The following is a 21195-nucleotide window of genomic DNA, read 5'->3' on the forward strand; positions in this document are numbered from 1 at the left end:
ACTGCCATTTGCCTGTTATGGTTCGGTAATCATAAAGCAAGCTTCAGTTTGATTGGTAGTAGTACGTAATCAATTAATCTTATTATAATCATAAGATTCTTCATAAAAAGTTCTGGAAATAGAGATTATCGAATAGCTTTCCTTTCTTTGTTTCATAAATCTGCTTGTAAATTGAATGAACTTCTTGTTTATATCAAATCACTTTAAGGGCAACATAGATAGAAAACCGACTGCAACTTATAAACGTATGGAAATGTTTATAAGTGCTGTAAAAGAGCTTGGTACTCTTGATATGTTATTTTATGTACCTTCTGATATAGATACTTCCAAATCCGCAGTAGCAAAATTTCAACAGTCTCTCTCCTCATACTGGGACGTTGATATTAAATTATTTCTCTGCCCGAGGGTTGAGCATAAAGAGAGGATGACACGTTGGGGTCTTTATGGGGCAGGAGCTTTCAGTTTCTTCAAACAGCTAAGATCTGCCGGTACAAGCGGGTTGCGCCAGGTACAGGCTTTCAGGGATTGTCTGCAGCGCAAACCTACATCGATCATCGCTCACAGGTTAGAATCGATCTGTCCATTGTTACTTACAAACCACACAGACATACCTGTCTATTTTGACCTGGATGATATTGAGCATGTGGCATTAATACGTAATATTGGTCAGCCTCCGAGATGGATGGGGAAACCACTACTATATTTACAGGTACCGGCACTATGGTGGGGTGAACGCCGGGCAATTAAAATGGCAAGGAAAACTTTTGTCTGTTCGGAAAAAGACCGTAACTATCTTCAGAATTTTTGGGGATTGTCTGGCGTTCGCGTTGTGCCAAATGCGGCTGCTATTCCAAAGCCACTTTCTCATACAAATTCACAGGTACTGCTATTTATTGGCAGCTACAATTATACGCCGAATGTTATTGCGGCAGAGTACTTGATCAATAAAATATGGCCTTATGTATACAAGGCAGTGCCTGATGCCCGATTATTAATTGCCGGGACCTATCCGGAGAATATTAGCTGTTTTAAAACAAAAATCCCAGGAGTTGAGTTTACAGGTTTTGTGGATGATCTTGACAAGTTATATCAACAGTCGAGAGTTATCTGTTGTCCCATCCTTTCCGGCGGAGGAACACGTCTTAAAATAATTGAGGCAGCGGCTTATGGTAAACCGGTTGTCTCGACTACAATTGGAGCAGAAGGTATTGAAATGTATGATGGGCGGGAGTTGCTTTTACGCGATGATCCCGCGTCTTTTGCTGAAGCATGTATTGATTTACTCAATAGTATCAATTTATGCAATAAATTGGGTTCTGCCGCACGGGAGGTGACAATCCGTAATTATGATCGAAATAATGTCATTCGCTTAATTAAGCAATATATAACGGAGGTAAATGAGTGATATATAGAATTTTACACGATATAGCTGCTGCTCATACTCTGAAGTTTGAGATGCCTGAACAAGAATATTTATGTCACTGTTACATTCCGAAACAAAAAATAAATTATTTGAAATATGGATAATAATAAAATATCAATTATCATTCCATATTTTCAAAAAGAAAGTGGAATATTAAAGAAATCGGTTCTTTCTGTCTTGAGGCAGAAAGGTGTCAATAATTATGAGATTATTGTTATAGATGATGATTCCCCGGTCCCGGCAAAAAAAGATCTGGGGTCTTTACTTGCAGATAACAAAAGTATTATAAAGATTATCGAACAGAAAAATACCGGCCCCGCTGGTGCAAGAAACAGGGGGCTAAATTCTGTATCAAAAGATACTGTATACGTAGCGTTTCTTGACTCTGATGATGAATGGGAGGTTTCACATTTGAAGAATGCCGTTTGTGGGTTGGAAAAAGGTTATGACTTTTATTTTAGTAATTTTCAACGTCACTTTTCAAATTACTCCAGGTTTCAACACCCTGATACTAACCTTAAGTTTTCAGCAAACAGTCATGTAAATATCGATAAAGAAATGAATCTTTATGAATTTAGGGGAAGTTTTTTTGATTCTTTATTACAAAATAATTTTATTGGTACTCCTACTGTTGTGTATAGATATGAGAATTATTCAAATTTTAGATTTCGTGAAGAATTTTTCAATGGAGAGGACCTGATATTCTGGCTTGATTTTTCTAAATTGAACGTAAAAGTAGTCTTTTCAACAAATATTGAGGTTTTTTGCGGAGAAGGTATAAACATTTGCGCAGGTGCTGGATGGGGAACATCAAATGCATTGAAGTTTGCACAAAATCAGATTAAAAAAAATAAGTATATTTTGAATGGTTTCACTCTAAATATAGATCAACGAACATTAATAAGAGGAAGGCTCAAGGAGGGAAGAGATTCCTTTCTGAAAGTATTGTTACATGAAATTGCAAATTCTCATAAAATTGACTTTAATACATTGTTAATACAATTGAAAATTGATTTTGGAACTTTTGTATTATTTTTACCAAACCTGTTGAGAATTATATACAACAAGTATGTTAACTAGTAAAACTTCAAGCACTAACAAAACAGCACCTGCTTTTTTTAAACAGCTCTTCATAAATAGTCGATCCTTTTCTACCGCAAATATCTAACTAATCTATTTAAATGCATAAAAAAAAAGTATTATTAATTTCCTATCATTTTCCTCCAAGTACTGAGGTCGGAGGAAAAAGAATTTTCAATTTTGCGAGAATACTACCTTTAAATGGATGGAACACATACGTATTAACTATTAAAGACCGCTATCTAAGTGCACTTGATACAGCGAAACTGAAAGACCTGGATATGGTAACAGTATTCAAAGCCGGCAGACTTCCAAATATTAAACAGGGTTACCTGCTATTAAAAGGGTTTTATTTAAAGAGGATCAAGAAGAGTGGAGTTACTCTGGACGAGCTTGAGGAATCGTTTGTTCATCCTGAATACGATACAATAGCCCAAAAGCTGAAAGACCTGGTAGAAATGTTATTTATTGGATTTCCGGATGAATATAGGACGTGGACAATACCGGCACTCTTCAAAGCTGTTAAGGAAATCAAGCGCAATAAGATTGATTGTATTGTCACCTCTTCTCCCCCAGTAACCTCTCATGTAGTTGGTCTTTTAGTGAAAAAGATTACAGGTGTTAAATGGATTGCTGACTTTCGAGATCCATGGTTAACACCGGTTGATTACACAAAACCAAGGCCGAGTAGATTATTGTATACTAAGATTGGCCTATGGATGGAACGTAAAATGATAGGTAACGCCGATAAGGTATTGACTACTACCAGGAGGCTTTGCAGTACTTACCAGGAATCATTTAAACAGCACCACCCGGACAAATTCATACATATCAGTAACGGGTTTGATAATGCACTGGTTTCCAGGTGTAATGGACTGAATAAATTCAGCACCTTTACTCTCTCTTACACTGGCACACTATATCATGGAAGAAGCCCGGAGGTGGTTTTTAAAGCTTTAAAAGAGTTAATTTCAGAGGGCAAGATCAATGCTGATGAAATGAGAATTAAGTTAATCGGAAACTGTAAATATCTGGACGGTTATTTGACATCTGAAATTGCCAAATCATATGGCCTTGACCATGTAGTGGATATTTCAGGTCAGGTACCTTATTTAAAGTCATTAGAAATTATCAAGAGAAGTCATTCAGCGCTGCTTTTGGCAGTAGATCAGCCTCTGCAGATACCCGCTAAAGTTTATGATTATATAGGTCTGGGAGTGACAATACTTACTTTGACCGGACAGGGAGAGACATCGGATTTGATTAAATCTACAGGAGTAGGGCAGGTTTTCAATTACTCAGATGTTGATGGAATTAAGGAGTTTTTGTATCAAGCTTTCAAAGAAAAGGATTTATTATCAACCCAGAGTTCTATTGAAGTTTTGTCAAAATATGATACAGGAAATATTGTAAAAGAATTAGCCCTCCTTCTTGAAAGAATAACATAGTTATTCCTGTTACCTTTGAATGCGGTAAAAGAGTGGCCAGTAGAGAATATGCTCAAGAACATAATACTTAAAATAAAAAGAAGAGAGAACTCTTTTTATGCTTCTCTCTATAAAATTGCCAACTTTCTTTTAAATTTCAATATTCCTTCTATTTCACTAGTACACCTTCCTCTTTACTATCTGGACAGTTTTACTAAGTCAACGATTAGATGGTTTATCAATGTGTTCTGGTCAGTCCCACTTTTCAGGGCAAGATGTGAAACGGTTGGCAGAGATTTGCGTTTACTGAATGGAATACCATATGTTATTGGAAACCATCTGAAAATATATATAGGAGACAATGTAAGGATTGGGAGAACAACCTTTGGGGCAAGTAAGGTATTTGATAGTCCGGTATTAAAGGTAGGAAACAATACCTATATTGGCTATGGTGTCACTATCAGTGTCGCGAAAGAAGTGATCATTGGTGACAATTGCATGATCGCTTCGTGTATCATCATGGATAGCGATGATCATCCTATTAGTCCGGAAAAAAGACTGTTAGGAATGCCTGTCGATAAAGTAGATGTTAAACCGGTAAGAATTGGAAATAATGTGTGGATTGGTAACGGCAGTATGGTCCTGAAAGGGGTAACCATCGGTGATAACTCAATTATAGCCGCTCATTCGGTTGTTACAAAAGACGTAATGGAAAACTGTGTATATGCGGGTAATCCTGCAGTTTTAAAGAAAAAAGATATAAATAAAGAAGAACAGATTTAAGAATTTCATTATTATGATAATCACAAAAAACAGTTTGTGATTATCTTAAGATATTTCTCACTTATTATATTCTCCAATGAAAAATATGACATCAGATAGATATCGGAGGCAAATAGACATTTCTGTTGTAATTCCTTTATTTAACGAAGAAGAGTCTCTACCTGTTTTGTACGAAAAGCTGAAAGGAGTGCTTGAAGAACTGTCAATTTCGTATGAAATTATCTTTGTTGATGATGGCAGTACTGATAATTCTTATGAAATTATCAGTAAAATTCAAAATAAGAACTCATGTGTCAAGACCATTAAGTTCAGAACAAACGCTGGTAAGGCAAAGGCTTTAAACAGGGGTTTTAAGGTAGCAGGCGGGAATATTGTCTTTACCATGGATGCGGACCTTCAGGATGACCCGGAAGAAATCCCCAATTTTCTGAGTAAGATTAATGAAGGTTATGATCTTGTGTCCGGTTGGAAGAAAAAAAGACATGATCCTCTTGAGAAGAGGCTTCCATCAAAGCTGTTTAATAAAATCACATCACTTTTTACCGGACTTAAATTACACGATTTCAACTGCGGATTTAAAGCATACAAACGTGAAATCCTTGATGAAATAAGTGTTTATGGTGAGCTTCACCGTTATATTCCTGCCCTTGCGCATTGGCAGGGATACCGTGTAGGAGAGATCCCCATAAAGCATCATCCTCGTAAATTCGGAGAATCCAAATACGGATTGAAACGTTATATCCGTGGCTTTTTCGATCTTTTTACCGTTGTATTACTGACAAAATATATAAGAACCCCGATATATCTATTTGGATTTACCGGATCATTATTTCTCACTGTCGGTTTTTTAATCCTATTTTTTATAACATACTTGCAAATTACATACGGTTCAATATTAGGGCATAGACCACTGTCCTACTTTGGTGTTTTATCTGTTCTTTTCGGTTCTCAATCCATTTCGTTAGGATTCCTCTCTGAAATGCTTGCTAATATATCACAAGCTAAGGGAGGGGGGGGGATAAGCATCAGGAATTATATTGGAGACAATCAAAAGGAGACCGGAGATGTAGATCTGTCAATAGTCGTTCCTCTTTACAATGAACGGGAAAGTATAAGCATCCTCCATAATTCATTAAAATTAAATCTGTCAAACAGCGGAAAGAATTACGAGATTGTTTTTGTCGATGATGGGAGCAATGATGGATCATTTGATATATTGATGGACATATACGGCAAAAATGATCGTATCAAGATTATACAGCTACGCAAGCGTTTTGGAAAGGCTTCGGCGCTTCAGGCAGGATTTAATTATTCAGTTGGAGAGATAATAATAACGATGGACGCGGACCTGCAGGACAGTCCTGGAGAGATTCATCATTTTATTAAAGAGATTGATAAGGGCTGTAACTTTGTCATTGGCCATAGAACTGAAGTGCCACTCTTTAGCCTTCTCTCTTCCGCGATCTTCAATAAAATAGTTTCCCTATTCAGCCGGGTAACGTTTAGTGACATAAATTGTGGTTTAAAGGCATTTAAGAGGTCAGTAATTAAGGATTTAAGGTTATATGGAGAGCTGCATAGATACTTTCCCATATTAATCGCAAGAAAAGGGTATAAAATAGAAGAAATAAAAGTAGCACATAATCCAAGGCAGTTCGGTAAATCAAAATACGGTATAACACGCATACCAAAGGCATTTCTGGATCTATTCACAATAGTTTTATTAACAGGGTTTCAGGGTAGGCCGCTTCATTTTTTTGGAGGGATTGGAGTTTCTGTCGGATTAGTCGGCCTTTCAATCAATGCCTATTTGTGCGTTCTTAAGTTCATAGAGGGTAATATTGGAAACCACTATACCCTCTTACTAATGGGCGTCATGTTAATGGTCCTGGGGCTTCAGTGGTTTTCCGCGGGGATTTTAAGTGAATTAGTAAATGGTATTTATGAGAGAGAGTTTGGAGAAGATATTGAAGGTTAAATCTCAGGTCTGCTATTTTGGTACATACGAGGAGACATATTCAAGAAACCAGATAATGATTAAGACCCTCAAAAGGATGGGGCATGAAGTAAAAGAGTGTCATATTTCATTGTGGGGAGACAAAATAGATAAAACAAGGACATTTGTTGGTGTGGCAAGTAAAATCCAATTCGTCTTAAGGCTAATGTCTATCTATCCAAGGCTTTTTATTAAATATCTGTTTATTGGTCATCACGATATCATATTTGTAGGTTATTTTGGTCACCTTGATATATTTTTCATAAAATTATTCTCAATATTTAATAAAAAGAAGATTGTCTTTGATACGTTTCTTTCACTTTATGATACGATGGTATGTGACAGGGAGATGTTAAAAGTGGGTTCTTTTTCTGCCAGGGTTGTTTACTCGCTTGATAAATATTCCTGTAAACTTGCGGATGTTGTTATCCTGGATACATACGCGCATATTGATTATTTTAATAATACGTTCGGTACCCCCAGAGAAAAAATGGCCAGGATATTTGCCGGAGCTGATACTGAGATATTTTCCCCTGGAGTTCAAAGAAAGCAAAATGGAAAATTTAATGTACTATTCATGGGTAAATATACACCATTGCATGGTATTGAATTTATTGTCAAAGCCGCAGAGATAATGAAAGATGATACGGGTATACAATTTACTTTCATTGGTAAGGGTCAGCTTTATCAAAAAATAAGAGGTATGGTAGTGGACGCGCAACTTGATAATATACATTTTATAGAGTGGGTAAAATATGAGGAATTACCTCAATACATTGCAAATACTGATGTATGTTTAGGGATATTTTCAGATTCACTGAAGGCGTCAAGAGTTATCCCTAATAAGGTTTTTCAGTACATGGCTATGGGTAAGGCTATCATTACTGCCAGAACACCAGGTATCGTTGAAGGTCTGAAAAATGGTGAAAATGCGTTGTTATGTAACCCTGCCGACCCTCAAGACCTATCCAGGGCCATTATCAGGCTGAAAGAAGATGGATCATTAATGAACAAAATTGCGTCCAGTGCAAGGGAAACATTTCTTGATGTATCAGGAGATAATGCAATTATTCATGAGCTTGAATGTGTCCTGGAGAGAATACATTAATTGTAGATTGGTTTGAATTTACGTTGAATCAATTTCTGAAAAATGATTTATGAATACTTGAAATTATTACAACTGTTGATGTTATTATAAATTTTGCTTCAAATTAATTGATAAATATGAATGAAAAAATGATCGCAATTCTTGCGCCATACAAGAGACACATAAAAAACTTATTTGGTGTGTTTGCCAGTCTGACTGGATTTGTCATCCTGTATTTACTGGTAAGAAGGGCAGGATTTAGTAATCTTTTAAATACCTTTCTGCATCTTAGCCCTGTGTACCTGTTTCTGGGAATATTTTGTTGGATATTGAATCTGTTAACAGGAACATACCGTTTTAAGAGCTTTTGTGATATTAAGATACCATTCCTGAGATTATATAATATATACCTGTATGGTGTCATCCTCAATTATGCTTCTGCGATCCAGGGGCTTGGTATCGGGGCAAAAGTTGGACTATTAAAGTTAAACAAAGTAAAGGTGTCAAAGACCACTGCATCCATCGGTCTGGAGATTATCTATGATATACTTTTTGCCGGTATGGTTTTTATTGTGTTTGCAATAAAGTATTATGATCAGGTGGGAAGCAAAATTGCAGGTGCTTCCAGGTTCCTGATTCCAGGGATATGTATCGTGATTGTGCTTATTGCAGGTCTCATTTTTTTTCGAGGGAACAGTTTCATCCAGAGTTTTATTAGTCATTTTGCAGGCGCTTTTAAAATGCCGCAGGCTATATACAACTTTTTAATTACCTCTACAATATGGATCCTGGGAAGCTTACTTATGTACTTTTTAGTGCTGGCAACGGGGAGTTACATCAGTTTGCAGAATATACTTTTTGCGACAACTGCAGCATTTATTTTAGGTTTAATAAGTTTTGTTCCCGGAGGTCTTGGAGTAAGAGACGCTATATCCGCATTTGTATTGCATCTATCAGGACTGGAAGCCGAAATGGCGATTTCGATAACACTTATTAATAGAGTTATTGGTATTTGCACTGTTCTGGTCATTCTTACGATGATTAATTTAGCCAAAAAACTGATACCAGCAAAAGCTAAACATGATATATGACTCTGTTGATATAATTCGATTCTTTTCAAATTTTCAGAAAAGTTGTTGCCGTAAGTCATTGCTGTCATTGGATTGAAAAATTGACTATTTAGCAAAAACCGATTAAATAACAGAGTCATATTGCATTGAGAGTGTATTATGAAACGTCTTACAAAAATTAACCACTGGGATAATGTTCATACAGATAATAAAAATCACTTTCTGCAGAATATAGGTGATAAACTGAATGAAACAAAATATTTCAAAAGCTATACCTTTTCAGCTTTTGACAGATTGTGCCGAAAGTATTTGCCAAATCTATTTAACTTAAAGATTCTGGAAGTTGGCAGTGCCCCTGGCAGGAGACTTTTATATATGCACAAAATTTTTGAATATGAACCTTATGGAGTAGAGTACTCTGCGGACGGTGTAAATTCAAATAAGGAGTACTTCAGAAAAAATAATTTAAATCCCAATAACGTGATCCATGCGGATTTTTTTGATCCGGCTTTTCAGAATTCATACAAATCGTCTTTTAATATTGTTTCATCTTTTGGTTTTATTGAGCATTTTGATGATCCATCAAGAGCAGTTAAATATCACCTGAATCTTCTAAAAAAATCAGGATTGATTCTGATAACAGTGCCAAACCTGAGAGGACTCAATTATTATGTTCAGACCATTCTGAATAAAAGTGTAATTAAAAAGCACAATTTAGAAATCATGGAGCTCCAAAGATTTCGATCACTGTTTATGATGGAGTCTATAGATGAAGTTTATTGTGATTATTATGGAACGTATAATTTTGCAACATTCAACGTTAAACCCGGATCAATTATGGTATATGTAAAATATATCCTTCTATGCCTTCAAATGGTGTTGAATCCTTTGATGCATGTTTTTTTAAGAAACAGGGGATTAGACAGCCCTTTATGGAGTCCTTATTTAATCTTTATTGGGAAAAAAAAATAGATTTATGTGTGGGATTGCGGGAATAAATAGATTCTCTTCTGATAAGGTCATTGATGTGGACCTTGTAAAAAGGATGTGTAACATCATCGCCCATCGTGGGCCTGATGATGATGGTTTCTTTAATGAAGGGAACATTGGCCTTGGCATGAGGCGCCTATCAATAATTGACCTGAACACGGGGCATCAACCCATTTATAATGAAGACAAATCAGCAGTTGTTGTTTCAAACGGTGAAATATATAATTTTAAAGAACTACGGGATGTCTTAACAGGAAAGGGTCATGCGTTTAGCACAAAAACAGATACTGAGGTAATCGTCCACCTTTACGAAGATTATGGAGTTAACTGTGTAAATCATCTCAGGGGAATGTTTGCCTTTGCTCTGTGGGATAAAAACAACAGACGTTTATTTCTTGCCCGGGACCGGCTGGGACAAAAGCCGCTTTATTATACCATTGCTCAGGGGACCTTATTCTTTGCCTCGGAGATTAAGCAGTTGCTGCTTGCCGATGAGGTGGAAAGACACATAAACTTTAACGCATTAAACTCCTATTTGTCAACAGGGTACGTTCCTGGAGAGGAAACCCTTTTTAACGGCATTCGACGACTTAACCCTGGGCATTTTATGACGGTAGAAAATGGGAATATGCGGCTTCAAAAATATTGGGATATTAGTTATGCAGAAAAGCAGACAGTAATAAAGGAAGCAGATGCTGTTGAGAGGCTTGATGAACTGGTCCGTGAATCAGTCCGTTTACGTATGATAAGCGATGTTCCACTGGGCGCCTTTCTGAGCGGGGGAATAGATTCCAGTGCACTTGTTGCCTACATGAGCCAGATCACAAACAGTTCTATTAAAACGTTTTCAGTCGGCTTTCCGGTTGAAAAATATAATGAAATAACCTTTGCCAGAATTGCCTCAAACCATTTCCAGACTGACCACCATGAATATACTATGGAAAAACTCTCCACCCGCCTGCTGGAGGAGCTTGTCTGGTACCATGATGAGCCATTGGGGGATTCCTCCTGTGTGCCATTGTATTTTGTATCAAAACTCGCGCGGCAGCATGTAACTGTTGCATTGTCCGGGGAAGGTTCTGACGAAATTTTTGCAGGTTATCACCACTATCCTCTCGAAAGAATGGCCAGGTATTATGATTATCTTCCTGGCGTTATTAAAAATGGTATATATTCCATTTCCAGGAAATTACCCAAAAAAAATATGCCCAGCTTATTCATGGGTTCTGGGCGGCTAAGCAGGACAAGGCCAGAAGGCCGGCCTGCTGGATGGCAGTATTTAATGAAGAAGAGAAATCCGCTCTCTTTTTGCCGGAGATTTATCATGGAATCAATAACCACTCATTTCACACTTATGAAGCATTCTATGAAAAGTGTGCGGCGGATAATTACCTGGAAAAGGCCCTTTACCTGGATGAGAAGATATACCTGCCGGATGATTTGCTTATGAAGGCGGACAAGATGACAATGGCCAACAGCCTTGAGGCAAGGTCGCCATTTCTGGACCATAAGCTGGTAGAGTTTGTGGCGCAGCTTCCACATGAATACAAGCTCCGGGGCAAAACAGGTAAGTATATTCTCAAACAGACAGTAAAAGATATTATTCCTGAGGAAATAGTTTACAGGAGGAAACACGGGTTTAACGTTCCTGTACAGACATGGCTTTCAGGTTGGTTGAGAGAATATGCGCGCGAATTGTTGAGTGAGCAATTTATCAGACAACAGGGCATCTTTAATCCTGATTATGTTCAGTTTGCCTGGAGACTTATGGAGAAAAAGGCGTACAACTATGACCGAAGGGTATGGCTGATTTTAATGTTCCAGATATGGTATTGTATTTTCATAGATAAAAGCATAAATGTCAGAACAGAAAGTATGTAATCTGATATACAGATATTATCCCATTATTGGTGGGGCGGAGAACCAGGCCATACTCCTTCTGCCACGACTTCAACATTACGGTTTTACCCCTTTTGTCGTTACCCGTAAATTTTTAAAAGAGCACGAAGTTTCAGAAATGAAAGATGGTTATAGTATATACCGTGTGCCGGCTATAGGAAAAGAACTGACAGGTCACATTTCATATACGATATCAACTCTGCTTTTATTGTGGAAAAGAAGGAGAGGGTTCAGCATCGTCCATGTACACGGTTCTGTTGGGATGGGGCTGATCGGGCTGTTTATTGCCACAGTTTTAAGAAAGAAAATTATTATTAAGGTATCTGAGGATCAGAAGATAGGCCGTATTATGAGGAAATGGTACGGTCCTGTTGTGCTCAGTTTATTTAATAACATAGACCGTGTAGTCTGTATCAGTGATAAGATATATAATGATCTTGTGAAGATTGGTTTTAATAAGAAGAAAGTAGCTTTTATTCCTAACGGGGTTGATTCTGATAAATTTAGTCCACCCGACAACAAGATGGTATTGAGAAATGAATATAAACTGGATCCGGATTGTTTTACAGTAATCTTCTGCGGCAGGTTGGTAAGGAGAAAAGGGTTGGATATCTTATTAAGGGCATGGTTGTGTTTTATACATGACCACCCGCAAAGTCGGCTGATTGTTATAGGCTCGGATTCCCTTCAATCAGAGGGTGTAGAGACTGAGTCTAAGAGGTTTGTTGCAGAACATAATATGACTGAACAGGTTCATTTCCTGGGTATACAGAGGCAAGTTGACAAATTCTTGAAATGTGCCGATTTGTTTGTTTTTCCAGCACGTAATGAAGGCGAAGGACTCTCCAATATATTACTTGAAGCAATGGCCTGTGGACTGCCGGTGATTGCTTCAGATATTGATGCAAACCGTCAGTTACTGGTTGATGGCGCTAACGGATTGCTTTATCCTCCGGAAGACTACAAACGCCTTCTTTCAAAAATACTACTTCTCCGTTGTGATAATCAAATGTCTCAAGAAATGGGTGAGAATGCGCGTAAAACTATTTTAGCTGGTTATAATATTGATTCAGTAACAAACCAATATGTTAAACTATATAATACTTTAAATATATAATTAATATGTTAAGCACAGATAATAAAACAAACATCGTGAAATATGCATTTTGCTATATAATCTTCATGGCATTGTTTGTACGCCTCTGGGGGATATGGAATGTTAGTACAACCGATGAATATAATGAAGTAATTGAAGGGCTCAGGGTTTGTTCCGGACATATTAATCTGGAACGCTGGATAAAGCGTTTTTATCTCTATATACTTTCTGTAGAATACGCGGTGTATTATATTCTCTGGTCGGTATTTAATTCTTTCTCCGGCCCGATGGAGTTTGCGGAGAAAATAGTCAGAAATATGGGTCCTCTATTTACACTGGGTCGTTTAACAAGCGTAGTTGCAGGCACCTTGACAGTAGGTGTTTTATTTAAAACAGGGTATAAGTTTTTTGATAGAAAGGTCGCGGTTGTTGCGTCAATATTGTTGGCAATAACGCCGTTTCACGTTGATCTTTCACAACAAGTCAAAGTTGATGCGGTGCTGGGTCTTATGGTTGTTTCAACACTCTACTATATCTTGAAGCTTATGCACGGGAGCAATGTAAGTAAGTGGGATTATGGCTGGTGTGGGTTCTTTATGGCCCTGGCAATTCAAACAAAGATTAATTCAATATTATTGTTTATACCATTCTTAATTACCGTTTCTTTTGGTTACAAAATGGTGAAGGAGAGGATTTTTAACTTCTCAAAATTTTTTATTATGTTTTTTATTATTGGTTTTATCCTTGGTAATCCTCCAATATTGATTGCTCCTGTGAAATTTGTGAAGAGTATTATGGGACTAGGTAACGTCTACACAACTGGAGTCAATGTTGTACCCAATGATATCATAGGGTTTCTGGCTTATCCCCTCTATTATTTCCGCAGTATGGGAATGGTAATCTCCATTTTAACAATACTTTCTATTATCTATGTTCTAGTCCATCGGAAAAAGCGGCAGATTGTAATACTCTCATTTATTGTCAGCTTCTATATTTTGATGGGTGCATCGAAAAACCTGGTCGCATACTATTATTTGATCCCTGTTGTACCATTTATATTTATTCTAGTTGGAGAATTTCTCAGTGACATGCATACAAGATTTGTACAAAACAGTGGGCCAGTTTGTACGAAGAAGTTAATACTTACTCTGTTTATATTTTTTGCGTTAATCAAACCCGCTATTAATGTTGTCTCTCATGGGATTTCTTTGAGTGGTAAAAATACAAGGTATCTTGCCAGGGACTGGATAGAAGCCAACATACCTCCCGGTAGTAAAATTCTGATGGATTCAGGAAAGTCTATCAATTCATTTGCCCCTCCAATTGCGGAAAATAGAGAAAGCATGGAAAGGACATTAAAAAAGGCAAGAGGAAATGTTAATGAAGGAAAGATTATTCATGGGATGGTTGATAAGAACGCGTTAATTTACTATGAATTATTATTAAAGACTGTTCCTGTAATCTCATATGATATTACCTCCACAATGTTTGGTCTGGATGTGGAGGATATTGGGTATTATAAAAAAAATGAGTACGAATATATTATTTTGAGTAGTGGTATGCTGAAAGACAGGACATCAGAATTCTTTAGAAAACAAAACTCCAGAGTTGCTTCATTTTACAAGTCAGTGTATTCTGAAAAAGGCGTTACTTTGATAAAAACAATCTCTCCGACTACATATAATCAAGGTGATACCTTCTTCATATACAAATTATGATGGAAAATAATTCAAATATAAAAAAACTTTTCTCTCCTGAGAAAAGTTTTACCTATACGCTATTAATTGTACTCCTGGTTTTCGGATCTTTTCGACCTGACAGGCTGATGCCAGGGGGAAGGGTGTTGATCCATTTCCCTACCTTGATTTTGTTTGTTCTGTTAATCTGCTATATAAAAGAACCACGCAAGTTAGTTGGTAATTTACAGACAAAATTCTTTTTTGCGTTTATGGCATTGATGATCATTCAAGTGCCGTTTGCAAGAAATACAGGCGTTTCTATTGCGGTAATAAGAGGTTTCGTGATTTTTACCATAATAGGGTATCTCTTCAAGGTACAATTTGTTAATAATCATTATAAAATAGTTAAATACATAAAGTTGTATGTTATTTTAAGTATTTTCATCGCTTTTTTAGGATTAGCCAGGGGCCTTGTAAACTTGCCAACGATAAGTGATGAAAATGACTTTGCACTATTAATGAATATCCTTATTCCATTTGGATATTTTCTTGCACAGGAGGCAACGGATATAAGGAAGAAAATATTTTATTATTCTTGTGTAGGATTATATGTTTTAGGGAATGTCGCGTCCTTCTCCAGAGGTGGTTTTGTGGGACTGCTAGGCGTGGGGCTTTATATATTTTACAGGAGTAAAAATAAGGTAACATTAATTTTCATAGTGGTATTCATGATTGTACTGATGTCTGCGTTTGCCAGTCAGGAATACTGGGATGAGATGGCTACTATCACAGGACAAGTGGAATCGCAGAGTGGTGATACTGGACAGGAGCGTTTTGATAGTTGGTTGGGTGGGTGGAGAATGTTTCTGGATCACCCAATAATTGGCGTTGGAGCACAAAACTTTGGAATGTGGATTCAAGATTATTTTCCAATAGAAGAGAAAGCTTATAGAATGTGGGGAAGGGTTGCCCATTCTCTGTACTTTACACTGTTACCTGAAATGGGTATTGTCGGAACAATATTTTTTTTCGGAATGATTTGGGGAAATTATAAAGACCAGCGTTATCTCTCGACCCTTGAAACAAAAAAGGGGGCGCTACTGGCAGCTACAAATCTTACTGAAGAAGAGAAAGAGAGTATTTCCAAAGGGATACGAACACTTCACTTTCTTTCACTTGCGTATGGTGGAGCAATGGTTGCGTATCTGGTTACAGGCATTTTTATCTCTGTTCTGTGGTATGGGTATTTCTGGATGCTTACGTCATTTTATGTTATTACCTCAAATGTGGCACGAAACATTGAAGAACAAATTAAAAACAATAGTAAAACGTTAAAACCAGAGAATTCAATTTATATGGCTTATGGCAAATTTGACCAGGTATCCTGACAAAATAAGAGTATTGTATCTTGTCCTTGAAATGGAACTGGGAGGGCTTCAGAGAATCGTAAAACTTCTGATCGACAAGCTAGACAGAGAGAAGTTTATTCCCTATCTCTGTTGTCTTGATAATGGGGGGTTCTTTTATGATCAATTAGAAAATAATTTGCTTAAGGCATATATTCTACAAAGAAAACCTGGCCCATTTGATATAGGATTATTAGTCAGATTATACAAGATTTTACGGGAAAACAAGATTGACATAATTCATTCGCAGAGCGGTTGTATGGTATACGCGGCGCTTGCCGGAAGATTGGCAAGGGTAAAACGCATTGTTCATACTGATCATGGTCGGTTTAAACCGGATAAAAGGTCTATTATGCTGGAAGAATGGATTTCGTCGAAAGTGATTCATCATGTGATTGGAGTATCTCACGAGTTGACCGAGTATCTGGCCTTGCAAGTAAAAATAAAAAGAAAAAAACTGCTGACAATTATCAATGGTGTGGATACACATAAATTTATACCAATGCATTCAGAACGACGTAATAAATTAAAAAAGAAATACGGATTGAATGAAGAAGTTAAAGTATTAGGTACGATATGTAGACTAGATCCCGTTAAGAATCTGGAGTTCTTGATTTCCTGCCTGCCGTCTATTTGTGAAAAAGTCACTGAATGCAGGCTTCTGATTGTAGGAGACGGGCCATGCAGGGAGCGTCTTATCAAGCATGCAGAAAGCCTGGGGATAGATTCGAAAATCAGTTTTACAGGTGCAATGTCAGATGTCGACAATGTTTTACCTGCTTTTGACGTCTACGTTTGTACATCTTTGAGCGAAGGCACATCCATGACAATTTTAGAAGCAATGTCATGTGGTCTTCCCGTTGTAGCATCGGCGGTAGGGGGAAACAGTTCGCTTGTAGATGAATCAAATGGGAGGTTATTTCCTCTAAACGATGCAGACGTATTCAAAAGGAGTGTTATAGAACTTTTAGAAGACGAAGAACTGCGGAAGCAAACTGGTCAAGAGGGTCGGAATAAAATTGAAAAAAATTATGACTTTGATAATGTTGTCAGGCAGTATGAAAAATTGTATTCATCATTTTAATCAGTAGCAACTATGTAAAGACCTGCTTATGGCAATCAATATACTGCATCTAATTGATAGTGCCGGATATTATGGCGCTGAGAATGTAATAATAAACTTGTGCAAACAGATGAAGAATACTGATTTTGTACCAGTTCTGGGATGCATAATGTCCAAAAAAGACGACCTTCCAGAGGTAGGTGTTGTGGCGAAGGAACACGGTATTCAAGTCGTTCCGGTTTTTCAGACAGTAAAATTTGATTGGTGGAGTTTGCGACGCCTCATAAATAAATACAATATAGACATCATACACTGCCATGGATATAAACCATCAGTATTAGGTTTTCTCGCAGAGGGTAGAAATGGTAAACGAATAATTATAACATGTCATCTCTGGACTAATGAAACTTTCCGATTGAAGTTGTATGCCTTCCTTGAATCGTTCGTTATGAGAAGGGTAAGTGTGCTTATAACAGTTTCTGAAACAATCAAAACGGTATTATTAAAGACGGGAATGAGAAGAGACGATATCGTAGTTATCCATAATGGTATTGATCTGGAGAAATGGCATGAATTGCACAATTTTAACAAACTGTTGTATAGGGAAACGATCGGACTGAAAAAAGATAGTATTATAATAAGTTTATTTGGAAGGCTGAATTTGCAGAAAGGGCACAAGTTTCTCCTGGAGGCAATAGCGGGATTGAGTATAAATAATATTGAGGTGATGTGTATAGGAGACGGTCCGCTCAGACAAGAACTGGAGGTATTGAGCAGGAAGTTGAACATTAACAATAGTGTGCACTTTCTCGGATTCAGAAATGATATAGAAGAACTGTTAGAGATAACGGATATATGTGTATTGCCCTCTTTAGACGAAGGGCTTCCAATGATACTGTTAGAAGCAATGGCAATGAAAAAGAGTGTGGTTGCTACATCCGTAGGCGCTGTTCCTTCGGTTATTATAAATAAAAAGAACGGTCTTCTTGTTCCACCAGGCGATGTGTCTTTGCTTAAAGAAGCGATACAAACGGTAATTAAGGACCCGGGTTTATGTAGTTTGATAGGTAATAATGCTCGGGAAACAGTGGTGAACAGATATTCTTCTGAAAGAATGACTGAACAGTATTTGGAACAATATAAAAAAATCGCTAAAATCTAAATTTGTACGTTTTCCGGTATTTGAACATGATATACAATTCTCTTACTTCAAATTGTATAGTTACAACAATACGAAGACCTGCATTTGCACTTAGTCGGATCCAGCATTGAAAAAAAAACTACTGTGGATAACATGGGAAGCGGTTGGCAGCACCAGAAGCAAAATATTGGCTAATAAACTTAATGCTGAATTTTATTCAATTACCATATTTGAAGATATTAAACATCTTTCTTTGTTAAGATATATCGTTGCTACTATATGCACTTTTTTCATTCTTTTGAAAGAAAAACCAGACATTCTTATTGTCCCAAACCCATCTGTAGTTTTGTCTTTCATTTCCGCGGTTTACAAATATGCTTTTAAATATTCATTAATTATTGACCTCCATACGCATTACATTAATCCTCAGGGGTTAAATGGCTTGCTTTTTCAGTCGTTAAATAGATTCTCACTAAAATGCTGCAATTTGATCATAGTAACTAATAGTTCCTATCAGGAGAAGATAAGAGACAAAACAAACAATGAAATATTCATTTTGCCGGACATGATCCCCACGTTTGACCGCAAATTCAAGAAAGTACCGCTTAAGGGTAAAGTAAATATATTGTATGTATGTACGTTTTCAGAGGATGAGCCGTGGGAAGAGGTAATTAAAGCGGGAAGTCTACTGTCTGAAGGTATTTGTGTCTATATTACAGGAAAACATAATAGATTTAATAAAGATATATTACCTTCAAATATTGAACTAACCGGCTTTTTGCCAATTGAAATGTATCAAAATATGTTGAGGTCAGTGGATGCCATCATGGTTTTGACATACGAAGAGGACAATTTATTATGTGGAGGTTATGAAGCCATTGCCGCAGAAAAACCCTTAATAATATCAAACAAGAAAGTAATAAAAAGGTTTTTTAGTAAAGGTTCTGTTTATACTGAGAATATTGCAAAAGATATAGCTGAGGCTATAATGAAAATGTTTCAACATAAGGATAAGTTAACTGAAGAGATGAAAAGTATTAAATTAATTAGAGATGAGGAATGGAAAATTCAATGGAATAATTTCTTAAATAAAATATATAGAAAGTGATGCTGGTATAGTTGGCTCGGTACATCTATTTCTCCTTTTTTGACCCGTGTTCAATCTTGCATGATTAGTGTTACTATTGTATAGTAAATGTTCTTTTATTTAAAAGATCGCGTGAAGAAACTTCTTGAAATTAACTGATTCATTTTGCTTTAAATTATATTTCAATGCCGGCCACTCAATAATTTAATATATTGTAATTCAGGTTGAATATGTATTCAGTTTACATTCAAATATTTACTATCAATGAGCGAAGAAATACAATTAATCAACAAAATCCGTTCTCAGGGGTTGTTTGAACTTATTCATAAAAGTGTAGGATATTTTAAGGGGATACTCACATCACTTATAAGGTTTCAAAAAATATCTAAGATAAGAATAATAGGCAGTATTAAAATTGTTAAAAGAAAAGGTTTGATAAGTGTTGGAGATTTTACCACTTTCTGGCCGTGCGTAAAGCTCAATTGTCAAAATAGCGCTAATAATAAAATTGCCAGGTTACAAATAGGTCATAGTTGCTCTATTGGTGACAGAACGGAGATACATTGCGGCGAAAACATTGAAATAGGTAACTACGTAATTGTAGCATGGGATTGTGTCATTATGGACCGTGATTATCATTCTTTAAATGGCACGCGGGAAATCGTAAAAACTGTTAAAATTATGGATAGAGTCTGGATTGGATGCCGTTCAATTATATTGAAAGGTGTTACCATTGGTGAAGGCTCTGTGGTTGCCGCGGGTTCTGTGGTAACTCGTGATGTGCCTCCATATACCCTTGTCGCAGGTAATCCAGCGAAGGTAATCAAAGAGGTTAAGGAATGGTGCTGAATTGATAACATACTTTTTTATTTTGAATAATTTAGAAAGGTTGGAATATTACTAATGGCTATATATCCGAAAATCATGAAAAGATCAGGGATCAGAATACTTTTAATCATCTTGGGCATTTTTATTTTTGCGGGTTATGTACAGGCGAATGAAAATATGATAAATATTGGTGGTCTGGAATTTCCGGCTGATTGCTCCCTTGTGAAAAATGAAAGGCCGCGTCTGCTGTTTCGTGGCAGAGACCTGCCTGCGTATAAGTCCAGAATCCAGGGTGTGATGAAAACGGATTATGAGCGTTTTAAGGCATACTGGGACAAAAAAATCTCTAAGAAGGACTATAAATTGTTTTCGCCGGAGCAAATGGATGGCATCTGTCTGGGGGTACTATACCAACTCAGCGGTGAACGTCGTTATGCCGATGTTATTAAGAATTCACCATTCTTTGAAAAAGGGAGTATATTCTGGTCATACCCCTTTACCCTGGATTTGATCATGGACACTCTCACCAGGGAGGAGATTACTAATCAGATAGACCGTTTCCTTGCGCTTGGTAGGCAAAATAAGTTCCGGTGGTCAACTGGTAGTGATTGCCTGTGGCCTGCTTTAGTTCTTTACGGCTCTGATCCAGATCGTGATGAAGAAATTGCAAAGTGGATTGCTCGTGGCGTGAAGGAAACCAGAAAAGTAATTCAGTCTTCAAATTACAGTGCGGACAATCGAGGTGGAGATTTTAACAGTTTTTCCTATATCGGCAACCACTCCCTGGTCCGACTTGGAGCGCATATTACTGCCATGAGCAATGCTCTTGACGAAGATACATGGCAGACAAGTACATGGATGCGTCACCTGGCCTCATACTATATCTACCATTTTATGCCATGGAGAAATAGCGTCATCCATTTTGACAACACCACCGGTCTTGTGTTTGGTCCTGTCGGAAGCTCTTTTGGCGGAGAGTATCTGCTGCACGCTGCTCCGGCACGTTACCGGGACGGGCTCTATCAATGGTGGATTAATCAATTCCTTGTCGCGGAAAACCCGAAAGCCAGAGGCTGGCGCAGAGAGTCCAGAGAGAATCAAGTCATGGCCGGCTTCTGGGGAAGGCTTCTTTTTTACGAT

The 21195-nt window shown here is 37.2% G+C and carries 16 protein-coding genes and 1 pseudogene; all 17 read left to right on the forward strand.

Annotated elements, in window-relative coordinates; translation table 11 throughout:
- The first annotated feature begins 247 nt into the window (after positions 1-247).
- Entirely contained in the window at positions 248-1405 is a 1158-nt protein-coding gene (locus tag SCALIN_RS20915; RefSeq protein ID WP_203415603.1) for a glycosyltransferase, read from the forward strand.
- 114 nt (positions 1406-1519) lie between these two features.
- Positions 1520-2503 carry a glycosyltransferase family 2 protein gene (locus SCALIN_RS20920; protein ID WP_096896372.1) on the forward strand — a complete coding sequence of 328 codons (984 nt, stop codon included), beginning with the start codon at positions 1520-1522 and terminating at the stop codon, positions 2501-2503.
- Between the two features lie 101 nt (positions 2504-2604).
- A complete protein-coding gene (locus SCALIN_RS20925; protein ID WP_096896373.1) occupies positions 2605-3951 on the forward strand; it encodes a glycosyltransferase in 1347 nt (448 codons plus the stop codon).
- 48 nt (positions 3952-3999) lie between these two features.
- On the forward strand, positions 4000-4713 hold the full coding sequence (locus SCALIN_RS20930) for an acyltransferase (RefSeq protein WP_133112128.1): 714 nt from the start codon (positions 4000-4002) through the stop codon (positions 4711-4713).
- Positions 4714-4789: 76 nt separating this feature from the next.
- A complete protein-coding gene (locus SCALIN_RS22475; protein ID WP_162532452.1) occupies positions 4790-6691 on the forward strand; it encodes a glycosyltransferase family 2 protein in 1902 nt (633 codons plus the stop codon).
- Positions 6681-7817: a glycosyltransferase family 4 protein gene (locus SCALIN_RS20940; protein ID WP_162532453.1), complete on the forward strand. Its 1137-nt coding sequence runs from the start codon at positions 6681-6683 to the stop codon at positions 7815-7817. The genes SCALIN_RS22475 and SCALIN_RS20940 overlap by 11 nt, the downstream gene beginning before the upstream one ends.
- Positions 7818-7933: 116 nt before the next feature.
- The gene (locus SCALIN_RS20945; RefSeq protein WP_096896376.1) at positions 7934-8887 is read left to right on the forward strand and encodes a lysylphosphatidylglycerol synthase transmembrane domain-containing protein; all 954 of its coding nucleotides are present in this window, start codon (positions 7934-7936) and stop codon (positions 8885-8887) included.
- Positions 8888-9025: 138 nt separating this feature from the next.
- A complete protein-coding gene (locus SCALIN_RS20950; RefSeq protein ID WP_096896377.1) occupies positions 9026-9838 on the forward strand; it encodes a class I SAM-dependent methyltransferase in 813 nt (270 codons plus the stop codon).
- 4 nt (positions 9839-9842) lie between these two features.
- A pseudogene (gene asnB, locus SCALIN_RS20955) lies at positions 9843-11737 on the forward strand (asparagine synthase (glutamine-hydrolyzing)).
- A complete protein-coding gene (locus SCALIN_RS20965) occupies positions 11715-12872 on the forward strand; it encodes a glycosyltransferase family 4 protein (protein WP_096896380.1) in 1158 nt (385 codons plus the stop codon). The pseudogene asnB and the gene SCALIN_RS20965 overlap by 23 nt, the downstream one beginning before the upstream one ends.
- Before the next feature lie 65 nt (positions 12873-12937).
- Positions 12938-14569 (forward strand): ArnT family glycosyltransferase, encoded by a 1632-nt coding sequence (locus tag SCALIN_RS20970; protein ID WP_162532455.1) that lies wholly within the window; start codon positions 12938-12940, stop codon positions 14567-14569.
- The gene (locus SCALIN_RS20975) at positions 14566-15918 is read left to right on the forward strand and encodes an O-antigen ligase family protein (RefSeq protein WP_096896382.1); all 1353 of its coding nucleotides are present in this window, start codon (positions 14566-14568) and stop codon (positions 15916-15918) included. The genes SCALIN_RS20970 and SCALIN_RS20975 overlap by 4 nt, the downstream gene beginning before the upstream one ends.
- Positions 15893-17020 carry a glycosyltransferase gene (locus SCALIN_RS20980; RefSeq protein WP_096896383.1) on the forward strand — a complete coding sequence of 376 codons (1128 nt, stop codon included), beginning with the start codon at positions 15893-15895 and terminating at the stop codon, positions 17018-17020. The genes SCALIN_RS20975 and SCALIN_RS20980 overlap by 26 nt, the downstream gene beginning before the upstream one ends.
- Before the next feature lie 28 nt (positions 17021-17048).
- The gene (locus SCALIN_RS20985; protein ID WP_096896384.1) at positions 17049-18161 is read left to right on the forward strand and encodes a glycosyltransferase; all 1113 of its coding nucleotides are present in this window, start codon (positions 17049-17051) and stop codon (positions 18159-18161) included.
- A gap of 106 nt (positions 18162-18267) precedes the next feature.
- Positions 18268-19248, forward strand: coding sequence for a glycosyltransferase family protein (locus SCALIN_RS20990; protein ID WP_096896385.1), 981 nt, complete (start codon positions 18268-18270; stop codon positions 19246-19248).
- 243 nt (positions 19249-19491) lie between these two features.
- Positions 19492-20076, forward strand: coding sequence for an acyltransferase (locus SCALIN_RS22940; RefSeq protein ID WP_203415604.1), 585 nt, complete (start codon positions 19492-19494; stop codon positions 20074-20076).
- A 54-nt stretch (positions 20077-20130) separates the two neighbouring features.
- The coding region (locus tag SCALIN_RS21000) for a hypothetical protein (protein ID WP_133112130.1) at positions 20131-21195 on the forward strand (1065 nt) is incomplete at its 3' end.

Source organism: Candidatus Scalindua japonica, assembly GCF_002443295.1.
Lineage (GTDB): Bacteria > Planctomycetota > Brocadiia > Brocadiales > Scalinduaceae > Scalindua > Scalindua japonica.

What these genes read in the sequence shown, in the direction of transcription:
- SCALIN_RS20915 (WP_203415603.1), top strand. Translation starts at nt 248, where the DNA reads ATGGAAATGTTTATAAGTGCTGTAAAAGAGCTTGGTACTCTTGATATG.
- SCALIN_RS20920 (WP_096896372.1), top strand. Translation starts at nt 1,520, where the DNA reads ATGGATAATAATAAAATATCAATTATCATTCCATATTTTCAAAAAGAA.
- SCALIN_RS20925 (WP_096896373.1), top strand. Translation starts at nt 2,605, where the DNA reads ATGCATAAAAAAAAAGTATTATTAATTTCCTATCATTTTCCTCCAAGT.
- SCALIN_RS20930 (WP_133112128.1), top strand. Translation starts at nt 4,000, where the DNA reads ATGCTCAAGAACATAATACTTAAAATAAAAAGAAGAGAGAACTCTTTT.
- SCALIN_RS22475 (WP_162532452.1), top strand. Translation starts at nt 4,790, where the DNA reads ATGAAAAATATGACATCAGATAGATATCGGAGGCAAATAGACATTTCT.
- SCALIN_RS20945 (WP_096896376.1), top strand. Translation starts at nt 7,934, where the DNA reads ATGAATGAAAAAATGATCGCAATTCTTGCGCCATACAAGAGACACATA.
- SCALIN_RS20950 (WP_096896377.1), top strand. Translation starts at nt 9,026, where the DNA reads ATGAAACGTCTTACAAAAATTAACCACTGGGATAATGTTCATACAGAT.
- SCALIN_RS20965 (WP_096896380.1), top strand. Translation starts at nt 11,715, where the DNA reads ATGTCAGAACAGAAAGTATGTAATCTGATATACAGATATTATCCCATT.
- SCALIN_RS20970 (WP_162532455.1), top strand. Translation starts at nt 12,938, where the DNA reads ATGGCATTGTTTGTACGCCTCTGGGGGATATGGAATGTTAGTACAACC.
- SCALIN_RS20975 (WP_096896382.1), top strand. Translation starts at nt 14,566, where the DNA reads ATGATGGAAAATAATTCAAATATAAAAAAACTTTTCTCTCCTGAGAAA.
- SCALIN_RS20980 (WP_096896383.1), top strand. Translation starts at nt 15,893, where the DNA reads ATGGCAAATTTGACCAGGTATCCTGACAAAATAAGAGTATTGTATCTT.
- SCALIN_RS20985 (WP_096896384.1), top strand. Translation starts at nt 17,049, where the DNA reads ATGGCAATCAATATACTGCATCTAATTGATAGTGCCGGATATTATGGC.
- SCALIN_RS22940 (WP_203415604.1), top strand. Translation starts at nt 19,492, where the DNA reads ATGAGCGAAGAAATACAATTAATCAACAAAATCCGTTCTCAGGGGTTG.